27 protein-coding genes and 1 pseudogene are annotated in these 20,957 nt (G+C 67.4%); 13 read left to right on the forward strand and 15 right to left on the reverse strand.

Annotated features, from left to right (window positions below; genetic code table 11):
- Positions 1-18 precede the first annotated feature (18 nt).
- A complete protein-coding gene (locus MQH10_RS09860; RefSeq protein WP_242563884.1) occupies positions 19-720 on the forward strand; it encodes a hypothetical protein in 702 nt (233 codons plus the stop codon).
- Here the strand turns inward: MQH10_RS09860 and MQH10_RS09865 are convergent.
- Together MQH10_RS09865 and MQH10_RS09870 are read right to left on the reverse strand one after the other, a co-directional pair.
- Positions 717-1,673: an aldo/keto reductase gene (locus MQH10_RS09865; protein ID WP_242563885.1), complete on the reverse strand. Its 957-nt coding sequence runs from the start codon at positions 1,671-1,673 to the stop codon at positions 717-719. The genes MQH10_RS09860 and MQH10_RS09865 overlap by 4 nt on opposite strands.
- A gap of 27 nt (positions 1,674-1,700) precedes the next feature.
- Positions 1,701-3,356 (reverse strand): choline dehydrogenase, encoded by a 1,656-nt coding sequence (locus tag MQH10_RS09870; protein ID WP_242563886.1) that lies wholly within the window; start codon positions 3,354-3,356, stop codon positions 1,701-1,703.
- A gap of 182 nt (positions 3,357-3,538) precedes the next feature.
- Between MQH10_RS09870 and MQH10_RS09875 the strand changes: the two genes are divergently transcribed.
- The gene (locus tag MQH10_RS09875) at positions 3,539-4,552 is read left to right on the forward strand and encodes a phospholipase C/P1 nuclease family protein (protein WP_242563887.1); all 1,014 of its coding nucleotides are present in this window, start codon (positions 3,539-3,541) and stop codon (positions 4,550-4,552) included.
- Positions 4,553-4,605: 53 nt separating this feature from the next.
- On the opposite strand, the gene MQH10_RS09880 is transcribed toward MQH10_RS09875, so the two are convergent.
- On the reverse strand, positions 4,606-5,556 hold the full coding sequence (locus MQH10_RS09880; protein WP_242563888.1) for an amidohydrolase family protein: 951 nt from the start codon (positions 5,554-5,556) through the stop codon (positions 4,606-4,608).
- 379 nt (positions 5,557-5,935) lie between these two features.
- Between MQH10_RS09880 and MQH10_RS09885 the strand changes: the two genes are divergently transcribed.
- The gene (locus MQH10_RS09885) at positions 5,936-6,304 is read left to right on the forward strand and encodes a hypothetical protein (protein ID WP_242563889.1); all 369 of its coding nucleotides are present in this window, start codon (positions 5,936-5,938) and stop codon (positions 6,302-6,304) included.
- Positions 6,305-6,354: 50 nt separating this feature from the next.
- Here the strand turns inward: MQH10_RS09885 and MQH10_RS09890 are convergent, their stop codons facing one another.
- Together MQH10_RS09890 and MQH10_RS09895 are read right to left on the reverse strand one after the other, a co-directional pair.
- Entirely contained in the window at positions 6,355-6,852 is a 498-nt protein-coding gene (locus MQH10_RS09890; RefSeq protein WP_242563890.1) for an SMI1/KNR4 family protein, read from the reverse strand.
- Positions 6,836-7,342, reverse strand: coding sequence for a hypothetical protein (locus tag MQH10_RS09895; protein WP_242563891.1), 507 nt, complete (start codon positions 7,340-7,342; stop codon positions 6,836-6,838). Before MQH10_RS09895 ends, MQH10_RS09890 begins: the two co-directional genes overlap by 17 nt.
- A gap of 106 nt (positions 7,343-7,448) precedes the next feature.
- On the opposite strand from MQH10_RS09895, the gene MQH10_RS09900 reads away from it, so the two are divergent.
- The 3 genes from MQH10_RS09900 to MQH10_RS09910 all read left to right on the forward strand — a co-directional run bounded on the left by MQH10_RS09900 (position 7,449) and on the right by MQH10_RS09910 (position 9,034).
- Positions 7,449-7,760, forward strand: coding sequence for a hypothetical protein (locus tag MQH10_RS09900; protein ID WP_242563892.1), 312 nt, complete (start codon positions 7,449-7,451; stop codon positions 7,758-7,760).
- Positions 7,761-7,932: 172 nt separating this feature from the next.
- Positions 7,933-8,643: a hypothetical protein gene (locus MQH10_RS09905; protein ID WP_242563893.1), complete on the forward strand. Its 711-nt coding sequence runs from the start codon at positions 7,933-7,935 to the stop codon at positions 8,641-8,643.
- A 193-nt stretch (positions 8,644-8,836) separates the two neighbouring features.
- Positions 8,837-9,034, forward strand: a complete 198-nt coding sequence (locus MQH10_RS09910) for a hypothetical protein (protein ID WP_242563894.1) — start codon at positions 8,837-8,839, stop codon at positions 9,032-9,034.
- A gap of 40 nt (positions 9,035-9,074) precedes the next feature.
- Here MQH10_RS09910 and MQH10_RS09915 read toward each other — a convergent pair whose 3' ends face one another.
- Positions 9,075-9,743, reverse strand: coding sequence for an alpha/beta hydrolase (locus tag MQH10_RS09915; protein WP_242563895.1), 669 nt, complete (start codon positions 9,741-9,743; stop codon positions 9,075-9,077).
- Positions 9,744-9,882: 139 nt separating this feature from the next.
- On the opposite strand from MQH10_RS09915, the gene MQH10_RS09920 reads away from it, so the two are divergent.
- Positions 9,883-10,125: a type II toxin-antitoxin system Phd/YefM family antitoxin gene (locus MQH10_RS09920; RefSeq protein ID WP_242563896.1), complete on the forward strand. Its 243-nt coding sequence runs from the start codon at positions 9,883-9,885 to the stop codon at positions 10,123-10,125.
- Positions 10,125-10,550, forward strand: a complete 426-nt coding sequence (locus MQH10_RS09925) for a type II toxin-antitoxin system VapC family toxin (protein ID WP_242563897.1) — start codon at positions 10,125-10,127, stop codon at positions 10,548-10,550. Before MQH10_RS09920 ends, MQH10_RS09925 begins: the two co-directional genes overlap by 1 nt.
- Here MQH10_RS09925 and MQH10_RS27060 read toward each other — a convergent pair.
- A pseudogene (locus tag MQH10_RS27060) lies at positions 10,547-10,949 on the reverse strand (winged helix-turn-helix transcriptional regulator). The gene MQH10_RS09925 and the pseudogene MQH10_RS27060 overlap by 4 nt on opposite strands.
- Positions 10,950-11,033: 84 nt before the next feature.
- Between MQH10_RS27060 and MQH10_RS09935 the strand changes: the two are divergent.
- Positions 11,034-11,768 (forward strand): SDR family NAD(P)-dependent oxidoreductase, encoded by a 735-nt coding sequence (locus tag MQH10_RS09935; protein WP_242563899.1) that lies wholly within the window; start codon positions 11,034-11,036, stop codon positions 11,766-11,768.
- An 80-nt stretch (positions 11,769-11,848) separates the two neighbouring features.
- Here MQH10_RS09935 and MQH10_RS09940 read toward each other — a convergent pair whose 3' ends face one another.
- Entirely contained in the window at positions 11,849-12,559 is a 711-nt protein-coding gene (locus MQH10_RS09940) for an enoyl-CoA hydratase-related protein (protein WP_242563900.1), read from the reverse strand.
- 208 nt (positions 12,560-12,767) lie between these two features.
- On the opposite strand from MQH10_RS09940, the gene MQH10_RS09945 reads away from it, so the two are divergent.
- Entirely contained in the window at positions 12,768-13,136 is a 369-nt protein-coding gene (locus MQH10_RS09945; RefSeq protein WP_242563901.1) for a hypothetical protein, read from the forward strand.
- A gap of 1 nt (position 13,137) precedes the next feature.
- Here MQH10_RS09945 and MQH10_RS09950 read toward each other — a convergent pair whose 3' ends face one another.
- Positions 13,138-13,449 carry a MazG nucleotide pyrophosphohydrolase domain-containing protein gene (locus tag MQH10_RS09950; RefSeq protein ID WP_242563902.1) on the reverse strand — a complete coding sequence of 104 codons (312 nt, stop codon included), beginning with the start codon at positions 13,447-13,449 and terminating at the stop codon, positions 13,138-13,140.
- Positions 13,449-13,976 carry a gamma carbonic anhydrase family protein gene (locus MQH10_RS09955; protein ID WP_242563903.1) on the reverse strand — a complete coding sequence of 176 codons (528 nt, stop codon included), beginning with the start codon at positions 13,974-13,976 and terminating at the stop codon, positions 13,449-13,451. The genes MQH10_RS09950 and MQH10_RS09955 overlap by 1 nt, the downstream gene beginning before the upstream one ends.
- A gap of 303 nt (positions 13,977-14,279) precedes the next feature.
- Between MQH10_RS09955 and MQH10_RS09960 the strand changes: the two genes are divergently transcribed.
- Positions 14,280-15,068: a PhoH family protein gene (locus tag MQH10_RS09960; RefSeq protein WP_242563904.1), complete on the forward strand. Its 789-nt coding sequence runs from the start codon at positions 14,280-14,282 to the stop codon at positions 15,066-15,068.
- A gap of 51 nt (positions 15,069-15,119) precedes the next feature.
- Here the strand turns inward: MQH10_RS09960 and MQH10_RS09965 are convergent, their stop codons facing one another.
- From MQH10_RS09965 to MQH10_RS09980, 4 genes are all read right to left on the reverse strand, one after another.
- On the reverse strand, positions 15,120-16,667 hold the full coding sequence (locus MQH10_RS09965) for a DHA2 family efflux MFS transporter permease subunit (RefSeq protein WP_242563905.1): 1,548 nt from the start codon (positions 16,665-16,667) through the stop codon (positions 15,120-15,122).
- A gap of 134 nt (positions 16,668-16,801) precedes the next feature.
- On the reverse strand, positions 16,802-17,008 hold the full coding sequence (locus MQH10_RS09970; RefSeq protein ID WP_242563906.1) for a DUF3126 family protein: 207 nt from the start codon (positions 17,006-17,008) through the stop codon (positions 16,802-16,804).
- A 95-nt stretch (positions 17,009-17,103) separates the two neighbouring features.
- Positions 17,104-17,934, reverse strand: coding sequence for a serine O-acetyltransferase (cysE, locus tag MQH10_RS09975; RefSeq protein ID WP_242563907.1), 831 nt, complete (start codon positions 17,932-17,934; stop codon positions 17,104-17,106).
- A gap of 29 nt (positions 17,935-17,963) precedes the next feature.
- The gene (locus MQH10_RS09980; protein ID WP_242563908.1) at positions 17,964-18,578 is read right to left on the reverse strand and encodes an NUDIX domain-containing protein; all 615 of its coding nucleotides are present in this window, start codon (positions 18,576-18,578) and stop codon (positions 17,964-17,966) included.
- Between the two features lie 81 nt (positions 18,579-18,659).
- On the opposite strand from MQH10_RS09980, the gene MQH10_RS09985 reads away from it, so the two are divergent.
- Positions 18,660-19,271 (forward strand): nitroreductase family protein, encoded by a 612-nt coding sequence (locus MQH10_RS09985; RefSeq protein ID WP_242563909.1) that lies wholly within the window; start codon positions 18,660-18,662, stop codon positions 19,269-19,271.
- A gap of 266 nt (positions 19,272-19,537) precedes the next feature.
- Here the strand turns inward: MQH10_RS09985 and queF are convergent, their stop codons facing one another.
- Positions 19,538-19,993 carry a preQ(1) synthase gene (gene queF, locus MQH10_RS09990; protein ID WP_242563910.1) on the reverse strand — a complete coding sequence of 152 codons (456 nt, stop codon included), beginning with the start codon at positions 19,991-19,993 and terminating at the stop codon, positions 19,538-19,540.
- Positions 19,994-20,114: 121 nt separating this feature from the next.
- Between queF and MQH10_RS09995 the strand changes: the two genes are divergently transcribed.
- Complete coding sequence (locus tag MQH10_RS09995) at positions 20,115-20,918, forward strand: SDR family NAD(P)-dependent oxidoreductase (RefSeq protein ID WP_242563911.1); 804 nt, start codon at positions 20,115-20,117, stop codon at positions 20,916-20,918.
- Positions 20,919-20,957: the final 39 nt, after the last annotated feature.

A 20,957-nucleotide genomic window follows, 5' to 3' on the forward strand; every position in this document is an offset into this window, starting at 1 on the left:
CTGGGGCGGGGTTTGGCGATGACATATGCAATCAAGTGGGCCTCGGCCCTCACCGCGCTGGCCCTGCTCGCCGCGCCGGCAGCCCAGGCCGCGCCGAGCGCGATGCTGAGCACCGCGGAGAAGCTGACCCTCAAGGGCAAGAAGGGCGAGAGCCTGTTCCGGCCGGGCTATGTGCTGGGCGAGTACACCGGCGCTTCGGGAGGCGTCGCGTCCTCGACCCGGGCGGCGGGCGTCTACGCCAAGGACAAGCTGAAGGCCGACTTCACGGTCATGCGCCCTGGCTGGTCCGCCCCGGTGACCGTCACCTGCTCAGGCGGCCAGAGCCGGCTCGGTCTCGGTTGGATCACTTTCAAGCGCGACACCCTCGACTATATCTGCGAGTTCGGCGGCACTGCGCCGGCGGGCGCGACCTTTGCGCTCGCCATGACCAAGGGCGGTTTCCTGCAGGAAATGGCTCAGCCCCAGCGGGCCGGCGAGCTGCAGTACGGCGGAGTGACCCTTCGCGCTCAGACCAAGTTCCTGGGCGGGCTGCCGATGGGCGGCGGGGGCGCCACCAGCTATGTCTTCAGCAAGGGCGAGCAGGAGATCGGCGGGCTGCAGCTCAACGCCTTCCCGCCGGCCTTTTATCTGCCGCCGCAAGGCTCGGCGGATCGCGACGCCGCCGCGATCCTGTCCCTGATCCTGTTCTATTTCCGCGACCCGGGTCGCCAGGACCACTAGGCGAGTTCGGTCGAGCTCGCCCAGTCGAGCCGCGCCAGGTCCTGCTCGGTCAGCTTCAGGCGGGCCGAGCCCATCAACTCGGTCAGCTGCTCGACGCTGGTCGCTGAGGCGATCGGGCCGGTCAGGCCCGGCTGGGCCATGACCCAGGCGAGCGCCACCTGAGCCGGGGTGGCGCTGTGGATCGCCGAAACCTCGTCCAGCACCGCCAGGATCCGCAGGCCGCGCTCGTCGAGATAGCGCTTCACGCCGCGACCGCGCGGGCTCTTGGCCAGATCGGTCTCAGAGCGGTACTTGCCGGTCAGGAAGCCGGAGGCCAGGCCGTAATAGGGGATCACCCCGACCTCGTTCTCGATGCAGAGCTGCTGCATCCCGGCCTCGAAGCCCGCGCGGTCGTAGAGATTGTAGAGCGGCTGTTCGCTCTGGTACCGGGCCAGGCCCTTGGCGGCGCTGATGTCCAGGGCCGACTTCAGCCGCGCGGGCTCGAAGTTCGAGGCGCCAATGGCGCGGACCTTCCCGGCCTTGACCAGGCGGTCATAGGCCTCGGCCGTCTCTTCCTGACGGGTCTCGGGATCGTCGCGGTGCGACTGGTAGAGATCGATGACGTCGGTCTGCAGGCGCTTGAGCGAGGCCTCCACGGCCTCGACCATGTACTTGGCCGACAGCCCCTTCATCCCCTCGCCCATCTCCGAGCCGAGCTTGGTCATCAGCACGACCTTGTCGCGCTTGCCGCTGGCCTTGAACCAGTTCCCGATGACCGTCTCCGACGCCCCGCCGCCGCAGGGCGCCCAGCGGGAATAGACGTCGGCGGTGTCGACGGCGTTGAACCCGCCGTCGACAAAGGCGTCGAGGATGGCGAACGAGGTGGGCTCGTCCGCCGTCCAGCCGAAGACATTGCCGCCCAGGACGAGCGGCGCGATCTTCAGGTCCGATTTCCCTAGGCGGCGCAGCTCCATCCCATCTCTCCCTGGCGCGTGGCGGGTCTAGGCCGCCTTCTGACCGTCGTCATACACCGGCGCGTCGTCGGCGGGCAGAGGCGCCTTGCCACGAAGCAGATCGGAGGCCTTCTCGGCGATCATGATGGTCGGTGCATTGGTGTTGCCGCCGACCAGGGTCGGCATGACCGAGGCGTCGATGACCCGCAGGCCCTCGATGCCCTGGACCTTCAGCTCCTCGTCGACCACCGCCATGGGATCGCCCTTGGGGCCCATGCGGCAGGTGCCGACCGGATGATAGATGGTCTCGGCCGCGGTCTTGATCCAGGCGTCCAGCTCCTCGTCGGTCTGGACCGACTTGCCGGGGAACAGCTCCTGGGAGCGATAGGGATCCAAAGCCGACTGCTCGGCGACCTTGCGCATCATCTTGACGCCTTCGCGCAGCGCCCGGCGGTCTTCCTCGGTCGAGAGGTAGTTGGCGAAGATCGCCGGATCGTCGAACGGATCGGCCGAGCGCAGGCCCACCCGGCCGCGGCTCTCGGGGCGCAGCTGACAGACGTGGAAGGTGAAGCCGTCCTTCGGCACGGCGACCTTGCCGTGGTCCTGCATGACCGCCAGCACGACGTGCACCTGCAGGTCGGGACGGTCGAGGTCGGGGCGCGACTTCAGGAAGGCGCCCGACTCCAGGGCGTTCTGGCGGCCAAGGCCCTTCTTGAACAGCAGGTAGTTCAGGCCGACGAACAGGGTCTTGATGCCCTTGCGCATCGAATAGATCGTGATCGGCTTGGGGCATTCCCAGGACAGGCAGCAGTCCAGGTGGTCCTGCAGGTTCTGGCCGACGCCCTTCAGGGCCTTGACCACCGGGATGCCGTGCTTGCCGAGCTCCTCGGGATCGCCGATGCCCGACAGCTGGAGGATCTGCGGCGACTGCACCGCGCCGGCGCAGAGCAGCACCTCACGGCCGGCATGCACGACCTTCTTTTCCTTGGTCTTCTCGTCGGCGTACTCGACGCCCACGGCCTTGCCGTTCTCGATGATGATCCGGGTCGTCCGCGCGCCGGTCAGGCAGGTCAGGTTCGGGCGGTTCAGCACCGGGTGGAGATAGCCCCGGGCCGCGCTCCAGCGCTCGCCGTCCTTGATGGTCAGCTGGTAGGGCCCCCAACCTTCCTGCTGGAAGCCATTGAAATCGTTGGTGACCAGATGGCCGGCCTGCTTGCCGGCGTCGATGGCGGCCTTGTAGATCGGGTTGGGCGTCGAGGCCCGCGAGACCGACAGGGGCCCCTCCCCGCCATGATAGGCGTCGCCGCCGCCCTCGATGCTTTCCGAGCGCTTGAAGTAGGGCAGCACGTCCTTGTAGGACCAGCCGTTCAGGCCCATCTGGCGCCACTGGTCGTAGTCGCGGGCGTGGCCGCGGATGTAGATCATGCCGTTGATCGAGGACGACCCGCCCCAGCCCTTGCCGCGCGGCCACCAGAGCTTGCGGTTGTTCAGCTGCGGCTCCGGCTCGGTCCAGAAGCCCCAGTTGTAGGTGTTCTTGGTCGGCAGCAGCGAGCCCACGCCGGCGGGCATGCGCACCAGCAGGGAATTGTCCTTCACCCCGGCTTCCAGCAGCAGGACCTTGACGTCCGCATCCTCGGTCAGACGGTTGGCCAGAACGCAGCCGGCCGAGCCCGCCCCGATGATGATGTAGTCGTAGCGGTCCATGCGCGGTCCTGCCCTGAACAGTGTTTAGTTGGCCGGAACTTACAAGCCTCGCCGGAGGTGGCAAGACGCGACGCGGGGTCAGGATGGAGAAAGTTGACGCCCGCGTCACGCTTGGCCGAGGGGAAGGCTCGCGCCGGGCGGGGAAATCCCGCTAAACAGGACCCACAGCCAGGAGCCCGCCCATGTCCCGTCGCCCCCTCCTCTCGATCCTCGTCGCCGGCCTGGGCCTGGCCTGCGCCACCTCGGCCGGCGCCTGGGGGACCCGCGGGCATGAGTGGATCACCGGCCTGGCGATCGAGCGTCTGCCGCCCGCCTTGCCCGGCTTCCTGCGCACGCCCCAGGCGGTCGAGGACCTGGCCGTGCTCAGCCGCGAACCGGACCGCTGGCGCAGTTCCGGCCAGACCCACGACGCCGACCGCGACCCGGGCCACTATGTCCACGCCGACGACGCCGGCCTGGTGATGGGGGTCATGCCCTATTCCGCCCTGCCCGGCACGCGGGAGGCCTTCGACACCGCCCTGCGCGCCAAGGGTTCGGACCAGTACCAGTCGGGCTACCTGCCCTATCAGATCATCGACGGCTGGCAGCAGCTGGTGCGCGACTTCGCCATGTGGCGGGTGGAGCGGATCGGCGCCAAAACCGCCAAGAGCCCCGCCGACCGGGCCTGGTTCGTCCAGGATCTGAAGCGTCGCGAGCAGCTGACGCTCCGCGATCTCGGCGTCTGGAGCCACTATGTCGGCGACGCCAGCAATCCCATGCACGCCAGCACCCATATCGCCGTCTGGGGCGCCGGGGGGCCGGCCGGCTATTCCAATGACGGGACCCTGCACTGGCGGTTCGAGGGCTCGTTCGTGAAGGCCAATCTCCAGCGCGACCAGGTCAAGCCGGACCTGAAGCCCTACCGCGACTGCGGCTGCGCCATCGCCGCGCGCACCGCCGCCTATCTGGAGACCTCGCGCAAGCTGATCGTTCCGCTCTACGACCTCGACGCCCAGGGCGGCTTCGCCAAGTCCCCGACCGCGGAAAGCCGCGCCTTCGTCCTGGCCCGCCTCGCCGCCGGCTCTGACGAGCTGCGCGACATGATCACCGACGCCTGGACCGCCAGCGCCACGGCCGAGGCCGCGACGGGCGTGAAGGTGGCCGACGTCGAGTCCGGCAAGCTGATCGTCACCCGGGCGCAGTTCGGGGATGAGTAGAGGCCGGCGTCCGACCCGTTGGGGACAGTCAGCGGGGCCGCTGTAGGGACAGCCTAATCTATCCCCAGAACCCGCGCGGCGTTGCCCGACATCCATTTGGCCCGAACCGAATCGGACAGCGGCAGGCTGTCGGTCTCGCGGACCAGCTGCGCCAGCGGGATCATGCTGGTGCCCCAGCCGCTGCCGAAGATGATCTTGTCCTGCAGGACCCGGGTTCCGTAATAGAGCAGCGCTTCGTAGCCGGAGCCGGGCGCCAGGATCTGCTTCACCCGCCGGCAGGCGATGTCGATGTAGAGGTTGGGGTGGCGCATGGCGATGGCGACCAGGTCGCCGATCCACGGCCAGCCGCCCAGACCCGCGACGATCCGCAAGGTCGGAAACCGGATCGCCAGTTCGTCCAGAAATTTCGGATGCGCATAGTCGTAGGGCCGATCGGACAACAGGTGGACGCCGGCGGTGATCCTCACGGGGATGTCCAGTTCCACGCACTTGGCCAGAAACGGGAAATAGACGGGATCGTTGATGTAGCGCTCCTCGCGATAGCTGGAGATCTCGAAGCCCCGGCAGCCGAGCTCGCGCACGCCGTGGTCCAGTTTGGCGACGCCCGCCTCGCCCTCGTCGCCCCAGATGCGGAACCAGGGGATCAGGCGGTCCGGATACTCAGCTGCGAACCTGGCCACGTCCTCGTTCGCGGCGCGGCGTCCGGCATTGCCGATGCAGGCGTGGGAGACGCCGGCCGTGTCGAGCATCGCGATGATGTCGGCATGGCTCATGGCGTTTTCCATGTCCTTTTCGCAGAGCTTCAGAGCCAGGCCGGTCAGGCCGATCGTGGCCTTCGCCGCGTTGAACTCCTTCAAGCTCATGCCGATCTGGGCGGCCCAGCCCGGCGCCATAAGTTGCGCATAGCCCTCCTTGTCGAAGCCCCGACCGGACTTGATCAGCCGGATGGTGTCCTCGACCGCTTCCTTGGTCGGGGTGTCACATTCGAAGTCGATAACGCTCATGGAAGTCCCTGCGGAGGTTTCAGCTACTGGGGACTCCAACACGATTCAGCGCAACGGGGGGACTTGACTGCAGCCCAGCGTGGCCTCGCTCGAAGCGCCTCGTGGATCCGATTTCTGAGGTCCGGAGGGGCTGTCTTGCACCGCGCTCGGGCCTGTGCAGAGCTTGACATTTGCTCCACGGAGCTCGCCGATCGAGCTGCAGCTTAGGGGCCCGATGTCAGACCGAAATTTCAACGAGAGGCTGCAATCCGCCCTCGGGCTAGGGTGCGGGTTGGCGGCCTCGTCACCGGTTCTCATCGTTACGCGGGGAATGGAGGGCCGAACGGTCAGCGAAGGTTGGATACTGGCGATAGGCGCCGCGGTGGGATTGAGCTTCTGCGTGGCCCTGCGGAAATCTATCCCCAACGGCCTGCGGATTGGAGTCTTCTCCGGCGTCACATTGTTTGGAGCGCTCGGTCTAGGACTCTCCCTTGAGGCGGTGAATCGCCTCACCGAAACACGGCCGGCAAAGGCTTTTCTCGCCAATGTGGTTGACCGGCGAACGGGCCAATCCCGTGACGGCTCGACCTACCACACGGTCAGCTTCGCTCCGGTCGAGTGGTCGCAGGCTCCCCAGTCGATCAACGATGAAGAGCTCCACGAACGGCTCAAAATTGGCGATCCGGTCTGCGGGGAGCTTCACACTGGAATGCTGGGCTGGCGTTGGTGGGTGCTGACGCCATGCCGCGACGAAGTGCCTGCCCCATGATCGAGAAGTGGGCTTGAGCGTAAGATGCCCTCTCTGGCCGGGCCATCGTGTTAATTTGATGGTTCGCGTCCGATCAACTCGCTAAAGGCCTCAAAATCTGGAGCGACCCGCTGCGCCGAGCCTCCACCCGCCACCATGTCGATTGAGACTATGGGCCATGGCGCAGCGCCTCGAATGTCGAACGCCAAATATTCCCCGCCACCGTTTCCCCCGAATATCAGGAACCCCGCTAGGTCGGCCTGTCCGTAATTGCCAGACCGGATTGTCTCGACAACCTGCTCGGCAGCGTCCAGGCACAAATTGAATGGGTTCACGGACAGCGGCCCTTCACCGCCGTTGCTCTCGGCGAGCAGGGCGAAATAGCAGTCCGGCAAATCGACAGGGGCGGCACGGCCTAGCTCTTCCAAGACGCCCAGTTTAGCGCCGGGCAAGGCAAGCCATTCGCGGTGTTCGAGCATGGCGAGATTATACCCTAGTGCGAGACTTCCAGGGGCGACAAACCTCAGCTGAAACTCCAGCGCCGACGCAGCGTCATCGGCGGCCGCCATCCAACCATTCCGCCCTGTTCCACATCGCCCGCCGCGCACCCAGGTTGTCGGCGACGAAGTGCGCCTCATCGGTCTGGACGAGGACGATCAAACGCCGGCCGGCCGCCAGGTGGTTTCGGGCCTGATATTCAATGACGTCCAGGACGCCATGAGCGAATTCGGCGTCTTGCGCCACGAGGCGATGATAGCCTTCGAACGCGAGGGCCAGGCAGAGTGAGGGTGGAAAAGCCACCGTGGCGGCCCCTTCGGCGAGGGCGTTGAGATTGCCCGACCATGGCGAATATCCGAATTGCTGCTCCCACCCGAGGGCGCCGCCGAGGTCCGCCGCGAACTGTTCGACCGAGATGCATTCAATGGAGGCAAGGGCATAGCTCAGCGACGTCAGGCTGGCTTTCGCTTGCTCAAACAGCGACGTCCTCCAGAACAGCGTGACCGCCCCATCTTTCAGAAGGGGCCAGTCGGCACGGCGGTCCGCGTCGTCTTCGATCATCTGGATCTCACTCGATCACGGCAGGACGCTCATCAATCCGGCGTCCGCAATACATCCATGTCGGAGCCTGCCGTGTTCGGCTAGGCTACGCGCGGGGGTAGCAACGATGCCTTACTTCATTATCGTTCCGATATGGCTGCTCGTCTGCCTGGCCGGGCTGATCATGCTCGCATTTCGACCTACGCGGCTGGTCGGCGCGCTGGCCCTGACGACCTCGACGGCCGCCACGATCCTCTCGTTCCTGTTGTCACTCGCCGGTCTGCTGTGCCTCGGGAGTTTGGCCAAGGCCGTCGGCTTCCCGGATCTTGCCGGGCTCGCGGCCATAGCCGGCTACATCGGGGGCATGGTGGTGGGGGCCTTGCCGGCGCGGCTTCAGCCGCCGCCGCGACCGTCGTCTTATGGCATAGATCGCGGATGAGGCGCGCCTCACTGCCCCCGCGCTAGGGTCGACCCTTCCCCATCCCCGCCGCCCCCCCCAAAGCCCGCGAGCGCCAATTAGTTGAAGCCTCGTTTACGGGCGAAAGCCTAAGCCCCATTGCGGACGATCCGCCCACACCGCTACGGTCCCGCTCCGATACCGGTGGGGACGCATGGATATTCACAAGCCTAAGCCGGTGCACAGCTGGCCAGAGTTCTTCTCCGAGATCCTGGTGATCGTGGTCGGCATCAGCATCGCCCTATCGGGCGAACAGACCCTGGAATGGTTCCATTGGCGGCACGAGGTCGCCGAGACGCGCTCGGCCCTGCGCAACGAGATCGCGCGGGATCTCGACAGTCTGGATTTCATCATCGCCGAGGAGCCCTGCATCGACCGTCGTCTGGTCGAGGTCGGGGGCGCCTTGGGCGTGCCGGGCGCGCCGCCGCTGAAACGGCCTCTTGGGCAGCCGCAGTTCCCCAACATGCCCTCCGCGGCCTGGGACGTGGCCCGCGCGACTGGCGTCGTGTCCCACCTGCCGCAGGAGGAGGCGAGCCACTATCGGGCCATCTATACGGAGCTGGAGTGGACCAAGGCCCGCATTGACGAGCAGCGGTCCGACTGGGCCACCCTGTCGGCCCTGGATCTTGGCGCGCCGATCTCACCGATCCTGCAGGCCGAACTCCTCCCGACGCTCGCCCACGCCAAGGTGGTGGCGAACAAGTTCGCGCAGAACTATCCCCTGATCCCCGGCGGCCAGAGCGCGAATTTCGGGTTCATGGGACGGCATGCGGCGCAGGTCGGGGTCGACCACCGGCGAAAGCAGAACCTGAACCTCTCACAGGCCACGATCGCCTCGCGCGGCGTCTTTTGCGAGACGACCTGAAGCCCGGGCGCGGCGAAGGGCGCGCCGCCAGCGTGGTACGCGATCAGCGCGAACCGGAAGGTCTTGCCGCGCTCAGGCTTGAGCCTAATATTTCGCCCAAGCACAGAGGACGGAAGCCATGAGCGACGCGGTCGGGCCTGGTGACTTGGTCATTTGCGTAAATGTGGCGCCGAACCATGCGACGGGCAGGCCTGTGCCGCTCGTCGCTGGGGAGACCTATCGGGTCCTGGGCGTCATGGAGTTCGGGTGCCCCTGCGGGCGGGCCGATTCCCTGATCGACATCGGCATCGACTTCGCCTGGTGCCAGACGCGCTTCCGCCTGCTGCCCAAGCCCAAGGCCCAGACCCGCAAGCGCGAGGTGACGGCGCCGAAGGAGCTGGAGCCGGTCTGAGTTTCGCGCAGGACGGCGCGTTTCGGTGATGCGCGCGCCCCTACCCCGCCTCGTTCAGCACCCGGGCCAGGAAGTCGCCCCCCCAGCGCAGACCGGCCTGGTCGATGCTGTGGCCGAGGCCGCGCGAGGCGTGGGTGGAGATGTCGAAGTCCAGGGCCTTGAGCTCGGCCTCGGCCTGACCCAGGGCGGCGAAGGGCACCACCGGGTCGGCGTCGCCGTGGACTAGCACCATGGGCGGCCGGGTCTTCACCTCGGCCTGCAGGGCCTCGGCGTCGGCCAGCATGCCCGAATAGCCGACGACGCCGGCCAAGACCTCAGGCCGGCGCGGGGCCACGTGCAGGGCCATCATGGTCCCCTGGCTGAACCCGACGATAGCCACCTTGCGGTTCGGCAGGTTGTAGGCGGCCCGGTGCATGTCGATGAAGGCGTTCACCAGCGGCGCGGCCTGGCGCACGCCGGCGGCGCGGCTTTCGCGGCCGAGGTCGGTCAGGGCCCACCACTGATAGCCGCCGGGCGCACCGGGGCAGATCTGCGGCGCATTGGGCGCCAGGAACACCGTGTCAGGCAGGCTGGCGCGCCAATAGGGCGCAAGCCCGATCAGGTCGGCGCCATTGGAGCCATAGCCGTGCAGCAGCACCACCATCGACTGAGGATCTCGGCCGCTGGCCGGGGCGGCCATGGGGCCCTTGAGGCGGGTCGGTTCGGTCATGGCTTTGGGATGCGGCAAACAGATGGATCGGTCAACGACGGGCGGCCGAGGTCGCGCGTCCAACCCCAGATTGGCGCGCCCAGCTGGAATATTCAGGCTGACGCGGCTATATGACCAACGAGATGGTCAGGAGGCCTGCATGGATGCCATCAATCTCGCCGACGCCAAAGCGCATCTGAGCGAACTGGTCGATCGGGTGGAAGCCGGAGACTCCATCGAGATCACCCGGCGCGGCAAGCGCGTGGCGCGGCTCACCGCCGTCGCCGCCCCTCGCAAGGCGATCGATCTGGCGGCATTGCAGGCCCTGACCCAGGCTCTGCCCCATCCTCCACAGACCGCCGCCGATCTTGTCCGATCCATGCGGGACGACGATCGCTACTGATGCAGTATCTCGACACCTCGCTGATCGTCTCGGCCCTGTCGAACGAGGCCGCGACTGCTCGGGCTCAAGCCTGGTTGGCGGCGCAGGATCCCGCCGATCTGCTGATCAGCGACTGGACGATCACCGAGTTCTCCTCGGCCCTGTCGATCAAGATCCGGACCGGGCAGATCACCCTCGAACAACGCGCCGCGACGCTGGCCATGTTCAACAGGCTGTTGGCGGAGACCTTCACGGTCACGCCGATCGGCCCCGCGCACTACCGGGCCGCCGCGCGGTTCGTCGATCAGCATAGTCTGGGGTTGCGCGCCGGCGACGCCCTACATCTCGCGGCGGCGGCCGAGCGTGGCGCCATTCTGCACACGCTGGATCAACGCCTAGCCGACGCCGGACCGGCGCTTGGGGTTCAGACCCGCCTGCTAGCCTAGGCTTTCTTGAGCGCCCAGCCGTCGCGCTGGGCGATGACGCGGGCGACCTCGACCATGTTCTCCGTGCCCCAGACACAGAGCGGCTCGAGCGCCTGGGCCAGGCTCTGGCCCCGGGGCGTCAGGCTGTAGTCCACCGCGGGGGACCTCCTTGTAGTCGGTGCGCTTCACCAGACCATCGGCCTCCAGCTCCTTCAGCTGCTGGATCAGCATCTTGTCGCTGACATCGCGCACGGCGCGGCGCAGCTCGCCATAGCGGGTCGGGCCGCCCTGGACGAGGAAGTAGAGGATCAGCGGCTTCCACTTGCCGGAGATCACCCGCAGCGTGGCGTCCAGGCCGCAGGTGAACCCGGGTGGGGTCTGAGGCGGGGTCGGGGCGGAGGCCGTATTGGTCATCGACATTTTTGGGCACTTACCAAAAGGTGCATACTTGAGAATAGGTATGTGGCCCGCCAGCTGAGTGCAACCTCAAACAAGGAGCACATCATGAGCAGGCTGACAGGCAAGACCGCGGTGGTGACCGGCGGCGGCACGGGCATAGGATTGGGCGCCGCCAAGCGGTTCATCGACGAAGGCGCCTTCGTCTATATTTTCGGCCGGCGGCAGGCGGCGCTGGATGCGGCGGTCGCCCAGCTCGGGCCCTCCAGCCGGGCCGTGGCGGGTTCAGTGACCGATCTCGCCGACCTCGACCGGCTGTATGCGGCGGTGAAGGCCGAACGCGGCGGGATCGACATCCTGTTCGCCAACGCCGGCACGGGGACCCTGGCGCCGCTGGGCGAGATCACGCCCGAGCAATATGCCGAGACCTTCGACGCCAATGTGAAGGGCACGGTGTTCACGGTGCAGAAGGCCCTGCCGCTGATGTCGGCGGGCGGCTCGATCATCCTGACCGGCTCCACCACCGGCGAGATGGGGACGCCCGCCTTCAGCATCTACAGCGCCTCGAAGGCCGCGGTGCGCAACCTGGCCCGCAGCTGGGCCATGGACCTGCGCGGCACGGGCATTCGGGTCAATGTGCTGTCGCCCGGCCCGACCCGGACGGAGCTGGCGCTCGAGGTGGTGGGCGAGGACGCCATGGGCGCCCTGGGCGCCGCCACGCCGCTGGGCCGCATGGGCGATCCGAGCGAGACCGGGGCGGTGGCGGCCTTCCTGGCCTCGTCGGACAGCAGCTTCATGACCGGCGGCGAGGTCTTCGTCGACGGCGGCCTGGCCCAGGTCTGACACCGACCGCGGCGAGCCGAGAGGTTCGTCACGCGCCGCCGCCCCGGAATCGGGCGCGGCGGCGCGGACGGGTCAGTCGGTCAGCGGCCCTTCCATTGCGGGGCGCGCTTCTGGGCGAAGGCCATGGGGCCTTCCTTGAAGTCTTCGGAGCGGAACAGCGCGCCGATGGCCGGGTACTTCATCTGGCCGGTGATCGCGGCTTCCAGGCTGGGTTCGTCCAGGCCCTTGTAGACGGCCTCCTTGGAGGCGCGGATCGACATGGGCGACAGCTCGCAGATCTGGGCGGCCCAGCGCTTGGCGGCGGCCAAGAGGTCGGCGGCCGGAACCACCTCGTTGACGAAGCCCAGGGTCTGGCCCTCGGCGGCGGTGATGCGGCGGCCGGTCAGGATCATGCCCATGGCCTGCTTCTGGCCGATCATGCGCGGCAGGCGGTGCAGACCGCCGGCCAGGGCGGCCAGGCCCACGCGCGGTTCCGGCAGGGCGAAGACCGCGCCCTCGGCGGCGACGATCAGATCGCAGGCCAGAGCGATCTCGAAGCCGCCGCCCATGGCGATGCCGTTCACCGCGGCGATCAGCGGCTTGTTGAGGTCGAAGCGCGAGGTGAGCCCTGCGAACCCCGAAGGCGGGCTGGACATGCCGCCGCCGCCGGCCTGGTGCTTCAGATCGTTGCCGGCCGAGAAGGCGCGATCGCCGGCCCCGGTGACGATGCCCACCCACTGCTCCGGATCGGCGGCGAAGGCGTTGAAGGCCTCATGCAGCTCGAAGTGGGCGGGGGAATGCAGCGCGTTCATCACCTCCGGCCGGTTGAGAGTGAAGATCGTGACCGGTCCCTCGCGGTCGACTTGATGAATTCGTACGCCATCGGCGGAGCTCCCTGGGTTTTTGTGTGTGCGAGCCTCACGGGGCGCCGTTGCGTCCGTCAAGCGCCACGCTTGATCCAGGTCACGGCCGCAGGCCCGGCGAGGGCCGAGGCTGGAAGCCCAGTTCCCGGAGCCCGCCATGGCCGACGCCTCCCGCATCATCGCCCGGATTGTGGGCCCGAGCCTCATTGCCCTGGCGGGCACCGAGGCGATGAATATGCAGATCTACGCCGCCCAGATCGCCCCGGTGGTCTATCTGAACGGCACGCTGACCTTCATCGCCGGGATCGCCATTCTGCAGGCCCACCCCGTCTGGGCCTGGGGCTGGCGGCTGCTCGTCACCCTGTCGGGCCTGATGCTGACGGCTGTGGGACTGTTTCGGATGATCTGGCCTCAGGCCCCCCAGGCGAGCGAGGGGCCCGCCATCAACGGGGTCTTCGCCCTGCTGATCCTGGCGGGCGCGATCCTGACCTTCCAGGGCTATCGGCCAAAGCCCCGCGCCGACTAGGTCAGGTCAGCCGGGCCTCCAGCTCATCCATGGTGGCGAGGAAGCTCGCCTCCAGATCGACCTCGTGCAGGCGGGCGAGCGTCATCAGGCTCCAGAGACAGTCGGCGAGCTCGTGGGCCAGCTTGGCCTTGGCGTCGGGGATCGCCCTCACCTCTTCCGCCGCGAGCGCCAGCTTGGCCAGATCGCCGACATCGCCCACGAAGCCCAGCATGATCTCTTCCCGGGTCCAGGGGCGGCCATAGCGCTCGGTCTCGAGCCGGACATAGAGGTCGCGGACCTGGGCGGCCCGCGCCGAAAGGTCCGCGAACTGCATCAGACCGCCCTCAGGCCCGCGCGATAGCGCTTCCAGTTCTCCACATAGTGATGGGCGCCCACGGCCATCATCCTGGCCTGGTCCTCGGAAAGCTCGCGCACCACCTTGCCCGGGGCGCCCATGACGAGGGAATTGTCGGGGATCTCCTTGCCCTCGGTGATCAGGCAGTTGGCGCCGATCAGGCAGTTCTTCCCGATCTTGGCCCCGTTCAGCACGATGGAGCCGATCCCGACCAGGCTGTTGTCGCCGATCGTGCAGCCATGCAGCATCACCATGTGGCCGATGGTCACATTCGCCCCGATGGTAAGGGGAAATCCGGTGTCGGTGTGAAGTACAGATCCGTCCTGAACATTGGAATTTTCACCAACCGTGATCGGATCATTGTCGCCGCGGAGAGTCGCGCCGAACCAAACGGATGCATTCTTCTTCAGAATCACATTGCCCAGCACGGCCGCGTTCGGGGCGATCCAGTATTCATCCTCACCCGGAAGAATGGGACCCACATCGCCCAAGTTATAGACACCCATCCGAACTCCCCATTTCTTGCCGGAACCGGCTTGCTTAAACCGGCATTAACCTCGTTAGGATGATCTTAGTCGGGCGATTCGAGAGGGCCATCCCCTCCCGATCCGGCCGCGGCCGATTTTCGGCGCGCGGCGTCCCGCAGGACGGAGACGAGGGTGTCGCGTACTTTGCTTCGGCGGGGTCCCCCGCCAGGTTTGCGATCTGCAGGCGAGCCGCCAGGCGCTGCGCGACGCCGCTCCGATTCATCCAACTCTGTCGACCTCGAAGGGCGATCCATTGCGGATACGCCCTTTTTTCATGCCCATGTGGAGGCCCCGATGACCAAGCGAGCCATGAAGCGGCAACTGCGCGAAGGCGCGTTCGACGCGAGCCAGTTCGAGGATGACGGAAAAATCCGGCGTCTGCCGGTCGACCGGGCCTGGTCGCCGATGTCGCACGGCGCGGCCAATTTCAACGACGACCGCGAGCAGGGCTATCTGAAGACCATCAAGGCCAAGTCCCCCGGCCAGGAAGCCCTGATGGCGGCGATCGACCAGAAGAATCTGGTCATGGCGCTGGGCCCGGCCGGGACCGGCAAGACCTATCTGGCCATCGCCAAGGCCGTGGAGGCCCTGGAATCGGGCCGGGTCGGGCGTATCGTCCTGTCGCGACCGGCGGTCGAGGCCGGCGAATCCATCGGCTTCCTGCCCGGCGAGATGGAGGACAAGCTCGCCCCCTATCTGCGCCCGCTCTATGACGCGCTGTCCGACCGGCTGTCGATGAAGCGGGTCCGCGCCCTGATGGCCGAGGGCGCCATCGAGATCGCCCCGGTCGGCTTCATGCGCGGCCGCACGCTCAACAACGCCTTCGTGGTGATCGACGAGGCGCAGAACTGCACCTATGTCCAACTCAAGATGCTGCTGACCCGGCTGGGCTGGCACTCGACCATGGTGGTGACCGGCGACCCCAACCAGTCCGACCTCTTGCCCGAACTGTCGGGCCTGGGGCCAGTGGCCGAGAAGCTGGAGGCGGTGGGCAATATCGCCGTGGTCCGGCTGGCCGACCGCGACATCGTCCGCCATCCGCTGGTCGCGGAGATGCTGGGCGTGCTCTGACTTAGAGGCGAGCCCCCTGCCCTGCCTGGGCGGGTCAGGGGGTGAACCCGATCAGTCGTGGGCGGCGGCCGCGGCCATGGGCGGGGCGCCGCTCTGCAGCGGCGGCAAGGGCGGCGGGGTCTTCAGGAACAGGATCAAGGGCGCCAGGATCAGGGTGCCGAGCGCCAGCCAGGCGAAGACCGTGTCATAGGCGGCCATGCTGCCCTGGCGCGTCACCTCGCCGTTCAGGGCGGCGAGCCCCGCATAGGTGTCGAGGTTCATGCCCGGCGGTAGCGCGGCGCGGACGACGGGATCGGCCGCGGAGATGCGCTCGGCGATATGGGCGTGGCCCACGGCGGCGCGGTTGATCAGGGCGGCCTGGACCAGAGAGATGCCGGCGCTGGAGCCCATGCTGCGCATCATGGTCGCCACGATGGTGCCCTCCACCCGGTGGGTGGGGGCGAGCGTCGCATAGGCAAGCGTGTTCAAGGGCGCGAACAGGAGCCCCGTGCCGACCCCCTGCAGGAAGCCGGACTGCATCACCGGCAGGGCGGTCATGGACAGATCAAAGGTCGACATCTGACCAAGCGCGAGCGCGCTCAAGATGATGCCGACGATCAGCACCGGCTTGGGCCCGAACCGGCGGATCAGGAAGGGCACAGCCAGGAAGGCGATCAGCGAGCCGACGCCCCGCGTCATGCTGGCGGTCCCGGCCTGCAGCGCCGAATAGCCCAGCAGGTTCTGCATGAAGGACGGAATGAGCGCGCTGGTCGAAAACAGCAGTACGCCGACGCCCAGGCTGAAGATGGTGGTCGAGACGAAGTTGCCGTCCTTGGCCAGGTCGCGGTGGAAGAACGGGTGCTCCGCCGTGATGGTCTGCATCAGGAAGACCCACAGGCCCGACAGGGCCAGGCCCGCCTCGATCCAGATCTCCGGAGAATCGAACCAGTCGTGACCGGGTCCTCGGTCGATGGTCAGCTGGAAGGCGGCGATGAACAGCACCAGCCCGCCGAAGCCTATGAAATCGAAGGGTCTTTGCCGCCCCCCCTCATCATGATCCATGAACAGCTGGATGCCGGCGAAGGCCAGGATGCCGATCGGCAGATTGATGAAGAACACCCACCGCCAGGACAGGCTCTCGGTCAGCCAGCCGCCGAGGGTGGGGCCGGCGATGGGACCGAGGATCACGGCTGCGCTCCACAGGCTCATGACCCGGGGCACCATCTGGGGCGGATAGAGATCCAGCATCACCGTCTGGGACAGCGGCATCAGGGAGGCGCCGGCGATGCCCTGCAGCAGGCGGAAGATCACGATCTCCGGCAGGCTGGTGGCCATGCCGCACAGCACGGAGGTCAGGGTGAAGCCGCCGATCGAGAGCAGGAACATCTGCTTGCGGCCGATCTTCTGCGACAGCCAGCCCGAGAGCGGCGTCATGATCGCGGCGGCGATGATGTAGGAGGTCAGGACCCAGGTGATCTGGTCCTGGGCGGCCGAGACGCTGCCCTGAATGTGGGGCAAGGCGACATTGGCGATGGTGGAGTCCAGCGTATTCATCAGGGTGGCCAGCATCAGGGCCCCCGTGATGGGTATGCGGTTCGCGATGTCCTGCTTCGAGGCCATGTCTGCGCCGCCCCCCACGGCCTGTTACAGACCGTCTAGCCTCCAAACCCCGCCTTCGCCAAGCCAGGGATGTGTCTGGAGGGAATTACCGCCGCCGGCGCCGCCCCTGAAGGGAGGCCCCGGCGGTCGCGGGATCAGGGCAGATCTTCGCTGAGAATGGCCATTTCGAACATGAAGGAGCCGTCCTCGTCCTCGTCCTCGAAGACCACGCCGATGAATTCCTCGCCGACATAGACCTCGGCGGAATCCTTCTGCTTGGGGCGAGGCACCAGGGTGATCCGCGCATTGGCGAAGGTCCCGCGCAGGTGACCCTCGATCTTGCGGATGGTTCTCTCGTCCACGTGCACGCTCCTCGGCGATTCAACAGGGCCGGACCCTACATCGCTTCCGGTGCGAACAAAACCTTGCAGCCCCTAAAGCTGGGGACGGCCGGGCCTCAGATCACGTAGTCGTAGACCGCGTCGATCAGGCTGTGGTCCATGCTGCGCGCCGGCTCTTCGCAGGTCGGGCAGTTCATCAGCCGGGCCGGCACGCCCGCCGCGGTGCAACCCGCCGGGACCGGCTTCAGCACCACCGAGCTCGCGGCGATCTTGGCGTAGTCGCCGATGTGGATGTTGCCCAGCACGGTCGCGCCCGCGCTCAGAAGCACGCCCTTGCCGATCTTCGGGTGGCGGTCCCCGCGCTCGGCGCCCGTGCCGCCCAGGGTCACGCCCTGCAGCAGGGAGCAGTCGTCGCCGATCACCGCGGTCTCGCCGATGACGATGCCGGTGCCGTGGTCGATGAACACGCCCTTGCCGATCTTGGTGGCGGGGTGGATGTCGACCTGGAAGACCTCTGACACCCGGCTCTGCAGATAGAAGGCCATGGTCTCGCGGCCCTCGTGCCACAGCCAGTGGGCGACACGTTGGGTCTGGAGGGCCAGGAAGCCCTTGAAGAACAGGAAGGGCTGGACATAGCCCTTGCAGGCGGGGTCGCGCTCGAACACCGCGCGCAAGTCGGCCTCGGCGATCTCCACCAGGTTCGGATCGGCGCGATAGGCCTGGTCGGCGATCTCGCGCAGGCTCATGGCCCGCAGCTCCTGATCGCCCAGCTTGCGGGCCAGCTGATAGGAGAGCGCCGCGCCCAGGTTCTCGTGCGCCAGGATGACGGCGTTCAGCAGCGAGCCGAGGCCCGGCTCGGTCTTGGCGGCGCGCTCGGCCTCGTTGCGCAGGGCCGCCCACACCGGCGGCGGCGCAGCGGGGTCGATGACTTCCAGGCGCTGGCTCACAAGCTCCTCCCGTCCCATGACGTCTCCCCTTATCCTAGCATGGCCTCAGCCAATCCGCGCGGCAAAGACCCTTCCCTGGCCATATGGTAGCCCCGAAGCAGCATCGCCACTGTCAGGGCGTCGAGAATCCATCCCGCCATGGCGGCGTCCAGAGCCTCGCGGAAGGGCACGCGCGCGATGGCGATGTCCTCGGTGCCGTCGCCTTCCGGCGTCAGGTCCGCCTGGCTAAGGCCTGTGGCGAGGTAGCAGACCGCCAGTTCGTTGGTGACGGAATTGGACAGCTGCAGGCGCATGACCTCGCGCCAGTCGGCGGCGACCAGGCCGGTCTCCTCGCGCAGCTCCCGCTGGGCTGCGACCAGCAGATCCTCCTCCAGCGGGCCGCCGCCCTCCGGAATCTCCCAGCTGTAGTCGGCGAAGGCGAAGCGATTCTGGCCGACCAGGGTCACGGTCCCGTCCTCATGAATGGGCAGGATCGCCATCGCATGGTTCTTGAACCCGACCAGCCCATAGAGCGCCGGTCGGCCGGTGGGCGCCGTCGCGTCGAACTCGGTGACCGAGATCCAGGGATTGTCATAGACCGTGCGCCCGGGCCCGCGGACCCAGGGCGCGCCGTGCGGCCTCAACCAGTCAGGTTTCGTCCCCATATCCCGTCCCCGCCTTGCGAAAGCGCCGGGCGAACCCCTACACAAGCCGCCTGACGGCTTTGCTAACGAGGCGCCCGCCCCATGTCCCCTTCCCTACCCGCATCGCCCGCCTTCGGCGCGCCTGTCGAGCAGACGCCGCACCCCGACGTCCTGGCCTTTCTGGCGACCCGCAGGTCGGCCTCCGCCCTGGCGCTCGCCGAGCCCGCGCCGAACGCAGACGAGCTCGCCGACCTGATCCGGCTGGCGGCCCGGGTCCCTGACCATGGCAAGCTTGCGCCCTGGCGGTTCATCATCCTGGAGGGCGAGGACAAGGCGGCGTTCGCAGCCCGGCTCGAGGCCCTGGCCCAGGCGCGCGGCGACGGGCGCGCGGCGGCCAAGCTCGGCAAGCTCAAGGCTCCGCCCCTGGGCGTGGCCGTGGTCTCCAGCCCGGTCGGCGGGGACATTCCGGAGTGGGAGCAATTGCTGTCGGCCGGCGCGGTCTGCACCACCCTGCTCTATGCGGCCCAGGCGGCGGGCTTTGGCGCCAACTGGATCACCGATTGGTACGCCTATGACGCCGAGGCGACCGCGATCCTGGGTCTGACGCCTGGGGAACGGGTCGCAGGCTACGTGTTCCTGGGGACCGTGAAGGACGCCCCTCTTGAGCGGGAACGTCCGGATCCGGCGGCCCTGACCCAACGCTGGCGGCCGTGACCGGGGCCGGAAACACAACGGCCGGACAGCGTTTCCGCCATCCGGCCTGAAGTGTGACACGCCCGAGGAGAGATGGGCGTTACCTTCATACCGCATTTCGATGAAGACGGCTAGTCAAGACAGCTCAAGCCGTCCTTTGGCGGCCGCCCCTTCGGAAATGCGGGTATGGTCCGCCACTGACCGACGGGCGCGGTGCGACTTGTGAATAAAGCTCAGCCCGCATCTGCACCTGAGCGCCCGCAGTCGAATGGCGGATTTATACTTGGTCAGCCGCGTCCGCGATAAGGTGCGACACCCTGATCGGGGACCCACAAACCTTCCGGCGCGGCCCCGGTTTGCCAGAAGACGTCGATGGGAATGCCGCCCCGCGGGAACCAATAGCCCCCGATCCTCAGCCAACGGGGCTGGGCCACCTCGACCATGCGGCGGCCGATGGCCACGGTGCAGTCCTCGTGGAAGGCCCCGTGATTGCGGAAGGCGCCCAGATAGAGCTTGAGCGACTTCGACTCGATCAGCCACTCGCCGGGGGCGTAGTCGATAACCAGGTGCGCGAAATCGGGCTGGCCGGTGACGGGGCACAGGGAGGTGAACTCCGGCGCCGTGAACCGCGCGAGATAGAGCGTGTCCTTCTGCGGATTGGGCACGCGCTCGAGAACCGCTTCCTCGGGGCTCGCGAAGCCGCGGACCTCGCGGCCGAGTTGGGTGAGATGGGTTTCGTCCATGGCGCGCTTTACCGCCAGGGGCGGCGCCGGGCAACCGCGGGGCGCGCGCCGGGGCCTTCCGAAGGCGGCGATATGGGGCTAGGTCGAAGGCGACAATGGATGTCTCAGGGAGGGACCGGTGATGCGCGGCGGAGATTTCGAGGGTTTCGTGGTGCTGGTGACCGGCGCCTCGACGGGACTGGGGCGCGCCATCGCCGTGGAGGTCGCCGACCGCGGGGCTGAGGCCGTCATCATCAACTATGCCCGCAGCGCCGAAGAGGCCCAGGAGACCGCGCGCCTCGTCGAGGCCAAGGGCGCCGCCGCGGTGCTGGTTCAGGGCGACGTGGCGAACGACGCCGACTGCCGGAAGATCGCGGCGGCCGCGGAGCCGTTCGGCCGCATCGACGCCCTCTTCAACAATGCGGGCGTCACCAAGTTCGCCCCCAATCACGGAGACCTCGACGCCGTCTCGGCGGAGGACTTCCAGAACCTGTACGCCGTCAATGTGATCGGCGCCTTCCAGATGATCCGGGCCGCCCGCGCCCTGCTCGAGGCGGGGCCTCGTCCGGGGGCGGTGGTCAACACCTCCTCGATCGCCGGCGTGATGGGGATCGGCTCCTCGGTGCCCTACGCCGCCTCCAAGGGCGCGCTCACCACCATGACCCTGTCGCTCGCCCGCGGCCTCGCCCCCAAGATCCGGGTCAACGCCGTCTGTCCGGGCTTCATCGACACGCCCTGGTTCGGCAAGGGCATGCCCCAGGAGCGCGTGGACCGGATGCGCGAGGCGACCGCGGCCTCGACCCCGCTGAAGGCCGCCTCGACCGCCGAGGACGTCGCGGCGTCGGCCGTGTTCCTGGCTTCGCCCACCTCGCGGCACATCACCGGCGAGACGCTGCTTGTGGATGCCGGGACACACCTGGGCTACGCCCCGCTCGGCATGCGTTAGGTTTTAACGCGCCATTTATCCTCCGCGACACATTTGCGA

It is taken from the genome of Phenylobacterium aquaticum (assembly GCF_022695515.1).
Taxonomy (GTDB): Bacteria; Pseudomonadota; Alphaproteobacteria; order Caulobacterales; family Caulobacteraceae; genus Phenylobacterium; species Phenylobacterium aquaticum.